This is a genomic window from Streptomyces sp. NPDC037203, from assembly GCF_055605065.1.
Genome location: NZ_JBVJUC010000005.1, coordinates 116,424 through 131,718 on the forward strand (window position 1 = coordinate 116,424; position 15,295 = coordinate 131,718).

Below are 15,295 nucleotides of genomic sequence, written 5' to 3' on the forward strand. Positions count from 1 at the left end.
CGGGAGAATCGTGGAGAAACTGATCGCGCTGCTGATCGCGGCGCCCCTGCTCGGAGCGGCCGTCCTCCTGGTCGGCGGCCGGCGCCTGGACCGCGTCGGCCACTGGATCGGCACCCTGCTGTCGACCGCGTCCTTCGCCGTCGGCCTGGTCCTCTTCGCCGACCTGCTCGGCAAGAACGCCGAACACCGCACGCTGATCCAGCATTTGTGGACCTGGATCCCGGTCGAGAGCTTCCAGGCGGACGTCACCTTCCGCCTCGACCAGCTGTCGATGACCTTCGTCCTGCTGATCACCGGTGTCGGCTCGCTGATCCATCTGTACTCGGTCGGCTACATGGCGCACGACGAACGGCGCCGCCGCTTCTTCGGCTATCTGAACCTGTTCCTCGCGGCGATGCTGCTGCTCGTCCTCGCCGACAACTACCTGCTGCTGTACGTCGGCTGGGAGGGCGTGGGCCTCGCCTCCTACCTGCTGATCGGCTTCTGGCAGCACAAGCCCAGCGCCGCCACGGCCGCCAAGAAGGCGTTCCTGGTCAACCGCGTCGGCGACATGGGCCTGTCGATCGCGATCATGCTGATGTTCACCACCTTCGGCACCTTCGCCTTCGGCCCGGTCTTCGCCCACGCCGACGGCGCCTCTCAGGGCAAGCTCACGGCGATCGGGCTGATGCTGCTGCTCGCCGCGTGCGGCAAGTCCGCCCAGGTGCCGCTCCAGTCCTGGCTCGGGGACGCGATGGAGGGCCCGACCCCGGTCTCGGCCCTGATCCACGCGGCGACCATGGTGACCGCGGGCGTCTATCTGATCGTCCGCTCGGCGGCCGTGTTCAACGCGGCGCCGGACGCCCAGCTCGCCGTCACCGTGGTGGGCGCGGTCACGCTGCTGTTCGGTGCGATCGTCGGTTGCGCCAAGGACGACATCAAGAAGGCGCTGGCCGGTTCGACCATGTCGCAGATCGGCTACATGGTGCTGGCCGCGGGCCTCGGCCCCATCGGCTACGTCTTCGCGATCATGCACCTGGTGACCCACGGCTTCTTCAAGGCCGGGCTGTTCCTCGGCGCGGGCTCCGTGATGCACGGCATGAACGACGAGGTCGACATGCGCAAGTTCGGCGGCCTGCGCAGGTACATGCCGGTCACCTTCGTCACCTTCGGCCTCGGCTACCTCGCCATCATCGGCTTTCCGGGCCTGTCCGGCTTCTTCTCCAAGGACAAGATCATCGAGGCGGCCTTCGCCAAGGGCGGCACCGAGGGCTGGATCCTCGGCGGCGCGGCCCTGGTGGGCGCGGCCATCACCGCGTTCTACATGACGCGCGTGATGCTGATGACGTTCTTCGGCGAGGAGCGCTGGCGCGACCGGGCGACCCGGTCGCCCGAGGCCCCGAGCGCCGAGCCCGCCGCCGAGCACCGCGGCGAACACGCCGAGCCGCATCCGCACGAATCCCCGAAGGTCATGACGATCCCGATGATCGTGCTGGCCGTCGGCTCGGTCTTCGGCGGTGCCTTCTTCAGCGTCGGCGACCGCTTCCTGAAGTGGCTGGAGCCGGTCACCGGACACAGCGAGGGCCACTCCCCGGTCAGCGCCGGGGAGGTCACCATCGCCACCATGGTCTGCCTGGTGATCGGCGTGGGCATCGCCTGGGCGCAGTACGGCCGGAAGCCCGTCCCGGCGCTCGCTCCGCGCGGCTCCCTGCTCACCCGCGCGGCCCGCCGCGACCTCCTCCAGGACGACTTCAACCACGTGGTCCTGGTGCGCGGCGGCGAACACCTCACGCGCTCGCTGGTCTACGTCGACCACAGCCTGGTCGACGGGGTCGTCAACGGCGCGGCGGCCGGCTTCGGCGGCCTGTCCGGGCGGCTGCGCCGGCTCCAGAACGGCTTCGCCCGCTCCTACGCGGTCTCGATGTTCGGCGGCGCGGCCCTCCTGGTCGCCGCGACCCTGCTGATGAGGGCGGTCTGATACCGATGTCCTTTCCCCTGCTGACAGCGACGGCGGCGCTCCCCGCCGTGGGAGCCGTCGTCACCGCCGCCGTACCGGCGGCCCGGCGGGCCGCCGCCAAGTGGCTGGCCCTGCTCGTCTCGCTCGGCACGCTCGCGCTGGCGGTCACCGTCCTGGTCCGCTTCGATCCGGGCGGTGCCCGCTACCAGATGACCGAATCCCACTCCTGGATCCGCGACTTCGGGGTGCGGTACGAACTGGGGGTCGACGGCATCGGGGTGGCGCTGATCGCGCTGACCGCCGTACTGATCCCGTTCGTCATCCTGGCCGGCTGGCACGACGCCGACCCGCTGGAGACCGGCAGCCGCCGCTGGCGCCCCACCCAGGGCTTCTTCGCGCTGATCCTGGCGGTCGAGGCGATGGTCCTCATCTCCTTCGAGGCCACCGACGTCTTCGTCTTCTACATCTTCTTCGAAGCCATGCTGATCCCGATGTACTTCCTCATCGGCGGCTTCGGGGACCGCGCCCACGCCCAGGGCGAGGAGGCGGCGGCCACCCAGCGCTCGTACGCGGCGGTGAAGTTCCTCCTCTACAACCTGGTCGGCGGTCTGATCATGCTGGCCGCGGTGATCGGCCTCTACGTGGTCGCCGGGAACTTCTCCCTCCAGCAGATCGCCGAGGCGCGCGCCAACGGCTCGCTGCACATGGCGACGAGCACCGAACGCTGGCTGTTCCTCGGCTTCTTCTTCGCCTTCGCGGTGAAGGCGCCGCTGTGGCCGCTGCACACCTGGCTGCCCAACGCCATGCAGGAGTCCACCGCCCCGGTCGCCGTCCTCATCACGGCGGTGGTCGACAAGGTGGGCACCTTCGCGATGCTCCGCTTCTGCCTCGGACTGTTCCCGGACGCCAGCAGGTGGGCGACGCCGGTGATCCTGGTGCTGGCGCTGATCAGCATCGTCTACGGGGCGCTGCTCGCGGTCGGCCAGCGGGACATCAAGCGCCTGGTGGCGTACGCGTCGATCTCCCACTTCGGCTTCATCATCATGGGCATCTTCGCGATGACCAGCCAGGGCCAGTCCGGCGCCACCCTCTACATGGTCAACCACGGCATCTCCACGGCCGCGTTGATGCTGGTCGCCGGATTCCTGATCTCCCGGCGCGGCTCGCGGCTCATCGCCGACTACGGCGGGGTGCAGAAGGTCGCCCCGGTGCTCGCCGGCACCTTCCTGATCGGCGGCCTGGCCACCCTGTCGCTGCCCGGCCTCGCGCCCTTCGTGAGCGAATTCCTCGTCCTGGTCGGCACGTTCACGCGCTACCCGGTGATCGGGATCATCGCCACCTTCGGCATCGTGCTCGCCGCGCTCTACACGCTGGTGCTCTACCAGCGCACCATGACGGGCCCGGTGAAGCCCGAGGTCTCGGCGATGCCCGACCTGCGGGTGCGCGAGGTCCTGGTGGTCGCCCCGCTGATCGTGCTGCTGATCTTCCTGGGCGTCTACCCGAAGCCCGTGACGGACATCGTCAATCCGGCGGTCAAGCACACCATGTCCGACGTCCAGAAGAAGGACCCCAAGCCCGAGGTGGAGGCGGCCAAGTGAGCACCCCAGCCGTCCACAGCCTGTGGACAACCGCGGCGGACCGCATCCCCCAGATCGGCGCGCCGAAGATCGAATACGGGCAATTGTCGCCCACGCTGATCATCCTCGGCGCCGCGCTGGTCGGGGTGCTGGTCGAGGCGTTCGTCCCGCGCAGGTCCCGCTACCACGCACAGGTGTTCGTGTCGGCCGTCGCCCTGTGCGCCGCGTTCGCCGCGGTCATCGGGCTCGCCGCCGACGGGTACGGCACCACGAAGGCGCACATCGCCGCCATGGGCGCCATCGCGGTCGACGGCCCCGCCCTGTTCCTCCAGGGCACCATCCTGCTGGCCGGTCTCGTGGGCCTGTTCACCTTCGCCGAGCGGCGGCTCGACCCGGCGGCCCACGGAAACCGGGTGGACTCCTTCGCCGCGCAGGCCGCCGCCGTGCCGGGCAGTGACACCGAGAGGGCCGCGGTCAGGGCCGGATTCACCACCACCGAGGTCTTCCCGCTGCTGCTGTTCGCGGTCTCCGGCATGCTGGTCTTCACCTCGGCGAACGACCTGCTGACGCTGTTCGTCGCCCTGGAGGTCTTCTCCCTGCCGCTGTACCTGCTGTGCGCGCTGGCCCGCCGCAAGCGGCTCATGTCGCAGGAGGCCGCGGTCAAGTACTTCCTGCTGGGCGCGTTCGCCTCGGCGTTCACCCTGTTCGGCATCGCGCTGCTGTACGGCTACGCGGGCTCGGTGTCGTACGCCCGCATCGCCCAGGTCGTGGACGGCTCGGTCACCGATGTGAACCCGGCGCTGGCCGGCACCATGGGCAATGACGCGCTGCTGCTCATCGGGGCCGCCCTGCTGGTGATGGGCCTGCTGTTCAAGGTGGGCGCGGTGCCGTTCCACATGTGGACGCCCGACGTCTACCAGGGCGCGCCCACCCCGGTGACCGGCTTCATGGCGGCGGCGACGAAGGTGGCCGCGTTCGGCGCGCTGCTGCGGCTGCTGTACGTGGTGCTGCCGGGCATGCGCTGGGACTGGCGGCCGGTGATGTGGGCGGTGGCGATCATCACCATGCTGGGCGGCGCGATCGTGGCGATCACCCAGACCGACATCAAGCGGCTGCTGGCGTACTCGTCCATCGCGCACGCGGGGTTCATCCTCGCGGGTGTCATCGCGACCTCGAAGAACGGCGTGTCGTCGGTCCTGTTCTATCTGGCCGGCTACTCGTTCGTGACGATCGGCGCCTTCGCGGTGGTCACGCTGGTGCGGGACGCGGGCGGCGAGGCGACCCATCTGTCCAAGTGGGCCGGGCTCGGCCGGCGCTCCCCGCTGGTGGCGGCGGTCTTCGCGGTGTTCCTGCTGGCCTTCGCCGGTATCCCGCTGACCTCCGGCTTCGCGGGGAAGTTCGCGGTGTTCAAGGCGGCGGCGGCCGGGGGCGCGGTCCCGCTGGTGGTCATCGGTGTGATCTCCTCGGCGATCGCGGCGTTCTTCTACATCCGCGTGATCGTGCTGATGTTCTTCAGCGAGCCCGCGCCGGAGGGGCCGACGGTGGCGGTGCCGTCGCCGATGACGATGCTGGCGATCGGGCTCGGCGTGGCGGTGACGCTGGTGCTGGGTGTGGCGCCGCAGTACTTCCTGGACCTGGCGAATCAGGCGAGCGTGTTCGTGCGCTGAGCGTGCCGAGCGCGCTTCGTGCGCCGCGTGCGCGTGTGCTCATGGGAAGGCCCCGGTTCCGTCTCCGGAACCGGGGCCTTCGCGCTGCCGCGGGGTCAGCCCGGCGCGCCCGGATAGGGGCATTTCACGTCGGGGTTCCACTCGTAGAACAGGCCGCTGGGGTTCGTCTTGTAGAGCCAGGCGTGCAGCGAGTAGTGGGTCGGGATGGTGGAGTTGTGGTGCGCGGTGACCGGGCCCTCGAACTTCCGGCCGAACATCGTGGGCCGCGCGGTGTTCTTGCCGGCCTTCACGATCCACTCCACCCCGGTGAGCCTGCGCCCGCCCTTGCCGTCGTCCTCGTAGAGCAGGGCGGCGGGCCTGGCCGGGTCGAGGGAGCCGTAGAGCTTGGGGTTGATGTAGTGGTAGCCCATGGCGCCCATGCCGTCGTTCATGTCCATGGTGCAGGGGTTGGGCCGGTAACCGGCGGCCACGGCGAGCTGGACGGACCGGTACTTCGCGGTGGCCGACACCGTCGGCGCGAGCTGCTTTTGGACGGAGGGATCGACGGGCCCCCGGTCGGCCCGTGCGGGCGCGGTCGCGAGGCCGAGGGCGACGGCGGAGGCGACGAGGGCGAGGGCGGGTCGGGTCAGGTGAGCGGGCATCGTGCGGGGCTCCTTGCTCCTGGGGGAGGAGACGGGGGGTCGCATCGAGCAGGATGTGCCGCGGGTCGGCCGGGGAGCCATCGGAAGCGGCTGTTCGGGTGACGGACGGCCCGCTTTATTCGTACTGATGTTCGCAATCTGTGGATAACTCCGGGGCTGTCGGTGCGGACCCCTATCGTTGAGGCAGTGGTGGGCGGAGGGCGCACGACGGCACACGGGGGACCGGCGGGGGACAGGACGATGGATGCGACGGGCGGGATCAGCGAGATGCCAGTGGTGACCGAGGGACCCGGCGCGGACGCGAGCGAGGCGCTGACCACGCTGCACCGGGTCTTCGGGTACAACGCCTTCCGGGGCGAGCAGGAAGCGATCATCGAGCATGTGGTGGCGGGCGGCGACGCCCTGGTCCTCATGCCCACCGGCGGCGGCAAGTCGCTGTGCTACCAGATCCCGGCCCTGGTCAGACCCGGCACCGGTGTGGTGGTCTCGCCGCTGATCGCGCTCATGCAGGACCAGGTGGACGCCCTGCGCGCGCTCGGTGTGCGGGCCGGCTTCGTCAACTCCACGCAGGACTTCGACGAGCGGCGGACGGTCGAGGCCGAGTTCCTGGCCGGCGAGCTGGACCTGCTCTACCTGGCGCCGGAGCGGCTGCGCCTGGACAGCACCCTGGATCTGCTCTCGCGCGGCAAGATCTCCGTCTTCGCGATCGACGAGGCGCACTGCGTCGCCCAGTGGGGCCACGACTTCCGCCCCGACTACCTCGCGCTGAGCCTGCTCGGCGAGCGCTGGCCGGACGTCCCGCGCATCGCCCTGACGGCCACCGCCACGCGGGCCACCCACCAGGAGATCACCCAGCGGCTGAACCTCCCGGAGGCCCGGCACTTCGTCGCCAGCTTCGACCGGCCGAACATCCAGTACCGGATCGTGCCCAAGGCCGACCCGCGCAAGCAGTTGCTCGCCTTCCTGCGCGAGGAGCATCCGGGCGACGCGGGCATCGTGTACTGCCTCTCGCGCAACTCGGTGGAGCGGACCGCGGAGTTCCTGAGCGCCAACGGCATCGAGGCGGTGCCGTACCACGCGGGCCTGGACGCGGGCACCCGCGCGGCGCACCAGTCCCGGTTCCTGCGCGAGGACGGCCTGGTCGTGGTGGCGACCATCGCCTTCGGCATGGGCATCGACAAGCCCGATGTGCGCTTCGTCGCCCATCTGGACCTGCCCAAGTCCATCGAGGGCTACTACCAGGAGACCGGCCGCGCGGGCCGCGACGGACTGCCCTCCACCGCCTGGATGGCGTACGGCCTGAACGACGTGGTGCAGCAGCGCAAGCTGATCCAGTCCGGCGAGGGCGACGAGGCGTTCCGCCGCCGGGCCGCCGCCCATCTGGACGCGATGCTCGCGCTGTGCGAGACGGCCGGGTGCCGGCGCGGCCAGCTGCTCGCCTACTTCGGCCAGGAGCCCGGCGCCGCGGGCTGCGGCAACTGCGACACCTGCCTGACCCCGCCGGAGACCTGGGACGGCACGGTCGCCGCGCAGAAGGTGCTGTCCACGGTGGTGCGGTTGCAGCGCGAGCGCGGACAGAAGTTCGGCGCCCTCCAGATCGTGGACATCCTGCTCGGCAAGCGCACCGCCAAGGTGATCCAGTTCGACCACGACCAGCTGTCCGTGTTCGGCATCGGCCAGGACCTCTCCGAGGGCGAGTGGCGCGGCGCCATCCGGCAGCTGCTGGCCCAGGGCCTGCTCGCGGTCGAGGGGGAATACGGCACCCTGGTGCTCACCGAGGCGAGCGGCACCGTGCTGCGCGGCGAGCGGGAGGTGCCGCTGCGCAAGGAGCCGAAGCGGCCGGCCGCCTCCCGGTCGGGCTCCGGTTCCGGTTCCGGCCGGGGCGGCGGCAAGGCCAAGGCGGCCGTGGCCGAGCTGCCCGAGGAGCTCCAGCCCGCCTTCGAGGCGCTGCGCGCCTGGCGCACCGGGCAGGCCAAGGAGCAGGGCGTGCCGCCGTACATCATCTTCAACGACGCCACCCTGCGCGCCATCGTCTCCCGTATGCCGGGTTCACTGCGGGAGCTGGCCGGCATCAGCGGGGTCGGCGAGAAGAAGCTGGCGACGTACGGCGAGGAGGTGCTCGCCGTGCTGGCCTCCCCGGGCGGGTCCGGCCAGGTCCGGGCCGCCGCCGAGCCGCCCGCGCCGGGCGAGGCCCCGGAGGACGACTGGCCGGGCCCCGAGGACGAACCGGAGCCGGACGACTGGATATAGCCGCCCCGGCGGCCCGCCGTCGCCCCGGACCGGCGTCCGCCGTTCAGGACAGCGCCCGCAGCCCCGGCGCGAAGGTGATCAGCAGCGGGAGGAGCGGCACCAGCGCGGCGACCGTCGTGGTCAGGGCGCGCTGGCGGCGCAGCAGCCGCGGGGGCGGCTCCAGCAGGCGGTCCACCCGCTCGCCCAGCAGACGGCGGCTGGAGGCGCAGGACAGAACGCCCCGGTGCTGGTTCAGCTCGATCAGCGCGAGGGCGGTGGTCAGATGACCGCAGCGGCGGGAGGCGGCGTCGTCGGCGGCCAGTTCCACCAGGCGGTGCGTCTGGTCCCGGAAGTGGGCGAACAGCGGCACCCGCGGAAAGCCGCCGGCGAGCGCGGCGGACAGGTGCAGCAGCCAGTCGTGGTGGGCGCGCGCGTGGCCGCGCTCATGGGTGAGCACGGCGTCCAGCTGATGGCCGGTCAGCCGGTGCAGCGCACCGGTGGTGACCACCAGTTGCGGGGGGTGCCCCGGCATCCACCAGGCGTCCGGGTACTCGTCCTCCAGCACCAGCATCGGACCCCGCGCGACCGGCAGTCCGGCGGGTAGATCGGGGGCGCGTTCGCGCAGCTGGGCGCGGGCCTGGCCGCGGCGGCGGCGGGCCTCGACCAGTTCCCGGCCGAGCATCGCGGTGGTCCAGGCGGCCCCGCAGGCGAGCAGGACGGTGAGGGCGGCGGCCCACACCGGCGCGGCGGAGAGGTCGTAGGCGGCGGTGACGGCGGGCGGCGCGGGGGCGAACACACGGTCGCGCACGGTGTGGAAGACCGCCGCGGTGCCCAGCGTCAGCGCCGCCAGACAGCACAGCAGGACGGTGGCGACCAGGCACTGCCACACCCAGAGCGCGACCACGGGTTCCCGTTCCGGCCAGTCGGCGCGGGTCAGCGCGCGCGGTGCCGGGCCGGCCGCCGTCAGGGCGACGACGCTGAGCAGGAGCAGGCAGACGGTCATGCCGGGGCTCCGGTTCCTGGTCGGAGAGGGGATGCGCGGAGGGGCGGTGCGCAAGGGGGCGGCGCGGGCGACCGCCGTGGGTGGTGCGTGCTGCCGCCAGTATGACGAAGAGGGGCGCCGCGAGTCAGGTGTCGGGGCCGAACCGTCCGGTCCCGGCCCGCCGCGCGGCGCCCGCCGGATCAGGCCGGGGGCACGATCCGGCCGGTCACCTCGCCGAGGCCGACACGGGTCCCGTCCGGGCCGGGCGCCCACGCGGTCAGGGTCACCACGTCGCCGTCCTCCAGGAAGGCGCGCTTGCCGCCGGGGAGTTCGAGGGGGTCGCGGCCGTTCCAGGTCAGCTCCAGCAGGGAGCCGCGCTGGTGCTGCTCGGGCCCGCTCACGGTGCCGGAGCCGTACAGGTCGCCGGTGCGCAGGCTGGCGCCGTTGACGGTCATCTGGGCGAGCTGCTGGGCGGCGGTCCAGTACATGGCGGAGAAGGGCGGCTCGGAGACCACCTCGCCGTTGAGGACGACCGAGATCCGCAGGTCGTAGCCGCCGGGCTCGATGCCGGGGGCCGCGTCGTCCAGGTAGGGCAGCAGCGGGTGGGTGCGCTCGGGCGGGGCCACCCGCGCGTGCTCCAGGGCGTCCAGCGGGGTGATCCAGGCCGACACCGAGGTCGAGAAGGACTTGCCGAGGAACGGTCCGAGGGGGACGTACTCCCAGGCCTGGATGTCGCGCGCGGACCAGTCGTTGAGCAGGCACAGCCCGAAGACGTGCTCACGGTAGTCGCCGAGCGCGACCGGGGTCCCCTGCTCGCTGGGCACGCCGACGACGAAGCCGACCTCGGCCTCGATGTCCAGCCGGATCGAGGGCCCGAACACCGGCGCCGGGTCGGCGGGGCCCTTGCGCTGCCCGGAGGGCCGTACGACATCCGTGCCCGAGACCACGACGGTGCCGGAGCGGCCGTGGTAACCGATCGGCAGGTGCTTCCAGTTCGGGGTGAGGGAGTCCTCGGCGTCCGGGCGGAAGACCTTGCCGACATTGCGGGCGTGGTGCTCGGAGGCGTAGAAGTCGACGTAGTCCGCGACCTCGAAGGGCAGGTGCAGGGTCACCTCGGACAGCGGGTGGAACAGCGGCGCGAGCGTCTCGCGGTACGCGGGGTCGGTGACCCAGGAGGTGAGCGCGGCGCGCACCTCGCTCCACGCGGCGCGCCCGGCCGCCAGCAGCGGGTTGAGGGTGGGGCGGGCGAGCAGCGCGTGGTGCGGCGAGCCGAGGGCCGCGGCCGCGGCGCCCGCGTCGAGGACCTGGTCCCCGAGCCGGACACCGACCCTGCGCTCCGGGCTGCCGGAGGGCGAGAACACGCCATAGGGGAGGTTGTGCGGGCCGAAGGGGTCGCCCTCGGGGACGTCGAAGGGGGGCATCGGGGTACTGCCTCGCTCTCATCCAGGCCATGCATGGCGATGCGTTGCACGTGATCGAGCCACACGTTACGGCCGGGACACCGGTCTTGGGCAGTGGCTGGGGGGTTGCCCGCGTAGTGCCTCAAGAGTTCGCAATGTCCGAAAGGACCTTGTCGGAGGCGGTAGTTCCGGCTTAGCGTCCTCCGGGGGAGGGTGGGGCCGTCCCCGGAGGACACGTGGGGGGACCCGTGGCCGAAGACACCGCCGGTGTGCCCGTGCAGGCCGACCGCGGGGTGCCGGGACTGATCGTCAAGTTCGGCGCCTATCCGCTGCACCACGGCGGGGTGGGCGCGATCCGCAGCCTGGGCCGGCTCGGCGTGCCCATGTACGCGATCACCGAGGACCCGTACACCCCGGCGGCCGCCTCCCGCTATCTGCGCCGGGCGTTCGTCTGGCCGACGACCGGCGCGGAGGACCCCGGTCGTCTGGTCGAGGGGCTGCTGCGCATCGGCCGCCGGATCGGCCGGCCCGCCGTGCTGATCCCGACGGACGAGGAGGCGGCCGTCCTGATCGCCGAGCACCGCGACGCGCTGGCCGGATCCTTTCTCTGCCCGCGGGTGGACCCGGCGCTGCCGCGCCGGGTGGCCAGCAAGCAGGGGCTGCACGAACTGTGCGCGGAGCACGGGCACGGGTTCGCCTCCCCGGCGGCGGCCTTCCCGCGGTCGTACGAGGAGGTCGTGGCCTTCGCCGACACCGCGAGCTTCCCGGTGGTGGCGAAGAACCGGGAGGCGTTCCTGCGGCGCAGCCGGCCCGCGGTGGGCGGCACCACACGGATCGCCACCCGCGCGCGCCTGCTCGCGCTGGCCCGCGAGTGGGGGCCGGATCCGGGGGTGATCCTCCAGGAGTACCTGCCGCGCGAGCAGGCCGAGGACTGGATCGTGCACGCCTGCTTCGACCGGGAGGCGAACCCGCTCGCGCTGTTCACCGGGGTGAAGGTGCGCTCCTGGCCGCCGCACGCGGGCATGACCGCGCACGCGTACGTGGTCGACAACCCGGAACTCGCGGACCTGGCGGCGCGATTCGTGAAGCGGATCGGGTTCAGCGGGGTGGCCGACCTGGACGTGCGCTTGGACCGGCGCGACGGGCGGTACAAGCTGCTGGACTTCAATCCGCGGATGGGCGCGCAGTTCCGGCTGTTCGAGAGCGCGGCGGGCGTGGACGTCGTACGGGCACTGCACCTCGATCTGACCGGGCGGCCGGTACCCGAGGGGGAGCAGCGGGCCGGGCGGCGCTACCTGGTGGAGAACATCGACCTGCCGGCCCTGGTCGCCTACCGCCGCGGCGGCTATACGACCCCGCACGCGCCGGCGCGGGCGAGCGGGACGGAGCTGGCGTGGTTCGCGGGGGACGATCCGCTGCCGTTCCTCACGATGCTCGCCCGGTGCGCGCGTCCGGGCGCGCGGCATCTGCGCCAGCTGTGGCGGGCCCGCCGCCGCGGCGGCACCACGGAGTAGGCCACCGAAGTGGCGGTGGCCACGAAGGAACGCGTTCTGGGGAGGGACTTCGTGATCCGACCGGTTGCAGTCATCGGAGCGGGGCCGTTCGGCCTGTCCACCGCCGCCCATCTGCGGGCGCGCGGCCTGCCCGTACGGGTCTTCGGCGACCCCATGGTCAGCTGGCGCGCCCATATGCCCGCGGGCATGCTGCTGAAATCGACCCCCGCCGCCTCCAGCCTGGACTGCCCGCAGCCCGGCCACACCCTCGCCGACTACTGCGACGCGACCGGGATCCGCCGGCTCGCCGGTGACGCGGACGTCATCCCGGTGGAGACCTTCGTCGGGTACGGCGAGTGGTTCCAGCGGCGGCTCGTGCCGGATCTCGAACGGGTGCGAGTGGTCTGCGTCGAGCCGGCCGGGCAGGAGGCGGGCGGGGGGTTCGAACTCAAGCTGGACTCGGGGGAGTCGTTCGCCGCGCGGGCGGTGGTCGTGGCCACCGGGCTGTCCGGTCTCGCCCATCTCCCGGCGGAGCTGCGGGCGGCGTCCGGTGCCGGGCCCGATCCGGAGGGCCCCGTCTCGCACAGCTCCCAGCACCACGACCTCGGGCGCTTCTGCGGCAGGGAGCTGATCGTGGTCGGCGCCGGGCAGTCCGCGCTGGAGACGGCCGTGCTGGCGGCGGAGGCCGGGGCGCGGGTGCGGGTGGTGGCGCGGGGGCGCGGGCGGGTCGCCTTCGGGGCGCCGCCCTGGGAGCAGCCGAGGCTGCGCCCCGAGTCGCCGTTCGGGCGGGCCTGGTCGCTGTGGGCGTTCAGCTACTGCCCGCACCCCTACCGCTTCCTGCCCGAGGCCACCCGGCATCTCCTGGTCCGCCGGGTGCTCGGGCCGCTCGGCGCGTGGTGGCTGCGGGAGCGGTTCGAGGGCGCGGTGCAGGTGGACGACGTCGAACGGGTGCTGGGCGCGGCGGCGGAGGACGGGCGGCCGGTGCTGACGGTGCGCACGCACGGCGGCCGCGTGGACCGCCTGAGCGCCGACCATGTCATCGCGGCGACCGGTTACCGGGTGGACACGGCCGCGATGGACTTCCTCGGCCCCACCCTGCGCAGCCGCCTCGCGACGAGCCGCGGTACCCCGCGCCTCGGCACCGGCTACGTCTCCTCGCTCCCCGGCCTCTACTTCACCGGCCTCCCGGCCGCCTCCTCCTACGGCCCGGTGATGCGCTTCGTGTGCGGCACGGAATTCGCGTCCCCGAGACTGGCGGGACATCTGGCGCGGGAACACGGGTGAGTGCCGACGGCGCCGGATGCCCGGAGCGGGGGGTGGCCGGGGGGTGGCGAGCGGCGACCCCGTACCGGCCGCCACCCCCACCGCCGTACGAGCCCCCGCCCCGGCCGTCCCACGGACGCGCGCCCGGCCACCACCACCCCACCACGCCTGCCCTCGAACCCACTTGAAGTCGGCGAAGGCGCAAGTCCGGGCAATGACACGGGAGTCGGGGGAGGACACGCAGGCCGGTGGAGGGGATCGGTCCGTATTCTCTGATCATGGTTGCCTCCCCCGCGTACGCACTGATCGCCACCGACCTGGACGGGACGCTGCTGCGCGGCGACGACACCGTCTCCGAGCGCTCGCTGGCCGTGCTCGCGCGGGCGGCGCGGGCCGGAGCCCGGCACCTGGTCGTCACCGGCCGCCCGGCCCCCAGGGTGCGCCCCCTGCTGACCGCCCTCGGCGCCACCGGGCTCGCGGTGTGCGGGCAGGGCGCGCAGCTGTACGACGCCGCGTCCGGCCGCATGCTGTGGTCGGTCCGGCTGGACCGGGAGCTCGCCGAGACCGCGCTCGGCAAGATCGAGGCCGAGACGGGCCCGGTGTTCGCCGCCGTCGACCAGGACGGCACCGACGGGCTCACCCTGATCGAACCCGGATACCGGATGCCCCACCCGACCCTGCCCGCGGTCCGGGTGGCCCGGCGCGACGACCTGTGGCGGGCGCCGATCAGCAAGGTGCTGCTGCGCCACGCCACCCTGTCCGACGACGAGTTGGCGGCGGTGGCCCGCTCGGTCGTGGACTCGCTGGCCACGGTCACCATGTCGGGGCCCGGAACCGTGGAGCTCCAGCCGTGCGGGGTGACCAAGGCCACCGGGCTCGCGCTGGCCGCCGAGCGGCTCGGGGTCCCCGCGGAACGCGCCCTGGCCTTCGGCGACATGCCCAACGACATCCCGATGTTCCGCTGGGCGGCGCACGGCGTCGCGATGGCGAACGCCCACCCCGAGCTGAAGGCGGTCGCCGACGAGGTCACGGCGTCGAACGAGGACGACGGCATCGCCGTCGTCCTCGAAAGGCTGTTCCCGGCCGGGTGACCGGGAGCAGCGGTGGTATGGCGCCGCAGACGCCTCAGTAGGCGCCGTTGACGTTGTCGATCGAGCCGTAGCGGGCGGCCGCGTAGTTGCAGGCGGCGGTGATGTTGGCGACCGGGTCGTAGATGTTGAACGACGTTCCGGCCACGTGGTACGCGTTGAAGGTCGGGTCGATCACCTGGAGCAGGCCCTTGGACGGTATGCCCTTGGCGGCGTTGGAGTCCCACAGGTTGATGGCGTTCGGGTTGCCCGAGGACTCGCGTATGACATTGCGGTAGATGCCGTTGTAGGAGCCCGGAATGCCCTTCTGGGCCATGATCGCGAGGGACTCGCGGATCCAGCCGTCGAGGTTGTTCGGGTACCCGGCGGGCGTGGTGGCGGCCGACGTCGTGCCGGTGGTGGCGGACGCGGTGGCGGCGCCCACGAGAGGCATGGCGAGCACGGCCGCGCCGGTGCCGGCGACGGCGATGAGGCGGACGAGGCGGTTGGCACGGGTGCGGCGCGGCTGAACGGCAGCAGACATGGGGACGTTCCTCTCCTACGCCTGCGAGGTGAGCTGTCGGGTTCGGGCGGGGAGGTGCCCGGCCGTGCCTGGTGAGAGGCGTGGCTTGACCCCAAGCCGGTCCCGGTGCGAACACGCGGTGCGGCGCGGTGTGTCCCGCGCTGCGCCACGTGAGTCGTCCGGGTCCGGCGACTTACCTGGGTCCCCCGCTCCTGCCGTACGAATGAGTTCGTCGATGGGTGTACGGGCGGCGGCAGGATTCGGCGTCCGCCCGATGGCTCGGGAAGGTATGCGAGAGCACATGCCGGGAACAAGCGCGGAATTGTTATATCGAGGCATTTGACCTTGATCAGCAGCCTATGGGGTACTTGATCCTTTGCGAATGCCAACGCTCAACTCGCTTGCGGGGCACGGCGTGGAGAGGTGTCGCGGGGCCGTGGGCGGGAACGCGGTCGGGTGACCCAATTCACGAAATGGCAAACTATGGAAAATCGGGCATGGGGGATTCGTCCCTCGG

Annotated in this window: 11 protein-coding genes and 1 riboswitch; of the genes, 7 read left to right on the forward strand and 4 right to left on the reverse strand. The window is 72.1% G+C overall.

What is annotated here, in order from left to right:
- The first annotated feature begins 10 nt into the window (after positions 1-10).
- Genes nuoL through nuoN form a run of 3 tightly spaced genes read left to right on the forward strand, consistent with a single transcriptional unit; the run spans position 11 to position 5,180 of the window.
- Positions 11-1,957, forward strand: coding sequence for an NADH-quinone oxidoreductase subunit L (gene nuoL / locus ACZ7EC_RS16520; protein ID WP_471063094.1), 1,947 nt, complete (start codon positions 11-13; stop codon positions 1,955-1,957).
- Positions 1,958-1,962: 5 nt separating this feature from the next.
- Complete coding sequence (locus ACZ7EC_RS16525; RefSeq protein ID WP_471063096.1) at positions 1,963-3,534, forward strand: NADH-quinone oxidoreductase subunit M; 1,572 nt, start codon at positions 1,963-1,965, stop codon at positions 3,532-3,534.
- Positions 3,531-5,180 (forward strand): NADH-quinone oxidoreductase subunit NuoN, encoded by a 1,650-nt coding sequence (gene nuoN, locus ACZ7EC_RS16530; RefSeq protein ID WP_471063098.1) that lies wholly within the window; start codon positions 3,531-3,533, stop codon positions 5,178-5,180. The genes ACZ7EC_RS16525 and nuoN overlap by 4 nt, the downstream gene beginning before the upstream one ends.
- A 95-nt stretch (positions 5,181-5,275) precedes the next feature.
- Here the strand turns inward: nuoN and ACZ7EC_RS16535 are convergent, their stop codons facing one another.
- Positions 5,276-5,821 carry a hypothetical protein gene (locus tag ACZ7EC_RS16535; protein ID WP_471063100.1) on the reverse strand — a complete coding sequence of 182 codons (546 nt, stop codon included), beginning with the start codon at positions 5,819-5,821 and terminating at the stop codon, positions 5,276-5,278.
- Between the two features lie 240 nt (positions 5,822-6,061).
- On the opposite strand from ACZ7EC_RS16535, the gene recQ reads away from it, so the two are divergent.
- Positions 6,062-8,071: a DNA helicase RecQ gene (gene recQ, locus ACZ7EC_RS16540; RefSeq protein WP_471063102.1), complete on the forward strand. Its 2,010-nt coding sequence runs from the start codon at positions 6,062-6,064 to the stop codon at positions 8,069-8,071.
- 43 nt (positions 8,072-8,114) lie between these two features.
- On the opposite strand, the gene ACZ7EC_RS16545 is transcribed toward recQ, so the two are convergent.
- Both ACZ7EC_RS16545 and fahA read right to left on the reverse strand, forming a co-directional pair.
- Positions 8,115-9,053 carry a M56 family metallopeptidase gene (locus ACZ7EC_RS16545; protein ID WP_471063104.1) on the reverse strand — a complete coding sequence of 313 codons (939 nt, stop codon included), beginning with the start codon at positions 9,051-9,053 and terminating at the stop codon, positions 8,115-8,117.
- Positions 9,054-9,232: 179 nt separating this feature from the next.
- Positions 9,233-10,453 (reverse strand): fumarylacetoacetase, encoded by a 1,221-nt coding sequence (gene fahA, locus ACZ7EC_RS16550; RefSeq protein ID WP_471063105.1) that lies wholly within the window; start codon positions 10,451-10,453, stop codon positions 9,233-9,235.
- Positions 10,454-10,701: 248 nt separating this feature from the next.
- On the opposite strand from fahA, the gene ACZ7EC_RS16555 reads away from it, so the two are divergent.
- From ACZ7EC_RS16555 to ACZ7EC_RS16565, 3 genes are all read left to right on the forward strand, one after another.
- Positions 10,702-11,946 (forward strand): carboxylate--amine ligase, encoded by a 1,245-nt coding sequence (locus tag ACZ7EC_RS16555; protein WP_471063612.1) that lies wholly within the window; start codon positions 10,702-10,704, stop codon positions 11,944-11,946.
- A 51-nt stretch (positions 11,947-11,997) separates the two neighbouring features.
- On the forward strand, positions 11,998-13,209 hold the full coding sequence (locus tag ACZ7EC_RS16560) for an FAD-dependent oxidoreductase (RefSeq protein ID WP_471063107.1): 1,212 nt from the start codon (positions 11,998-12,000) through the stop codon (positions 13,207-13,209).
- A gap of 257 nt (positions 13,210-13,466) precedes the next feature.
- Entirely contained in the window at positions 13,467-14,279 is an 813-nt protein-coding gene (locus ACZ7EC_RS16565) for an HAD family hydrolase (RefSeq protein ID WP_471063109.1), read from the forward strand.
- A 34-nt stretch (positions 14,280-14,313) separates the two neighbouring features.
- Here ACZ7EC_RS16565 and ACZ7EC_RS16570 read toward each other — a convergent pair whose 3' ends face one another.
- Positions 14,314-14,799 carry a transglycosylase SLT domain-containing protein gene (locus ACZ7EC_RS16570; RefSeq protein ID WP_471063111.1) on the reverse strand — a complete coding sequence of 162 codons (486 nt, stop codon included), beginning with the start codon at positions 14,797-14,799 and terminating at the stop codon, positions 14,314-14,316.
- 3 nt (positions 14,800-14,802) lie between these two features.
- Positions 14,803-14,935: riboswitch (cyclic di-AMP (ydaO/yuaA leader) on the reverse strand.
- Between the last annotated feature and the right edge of the window lie 360 nt (positions 14,936-15,295).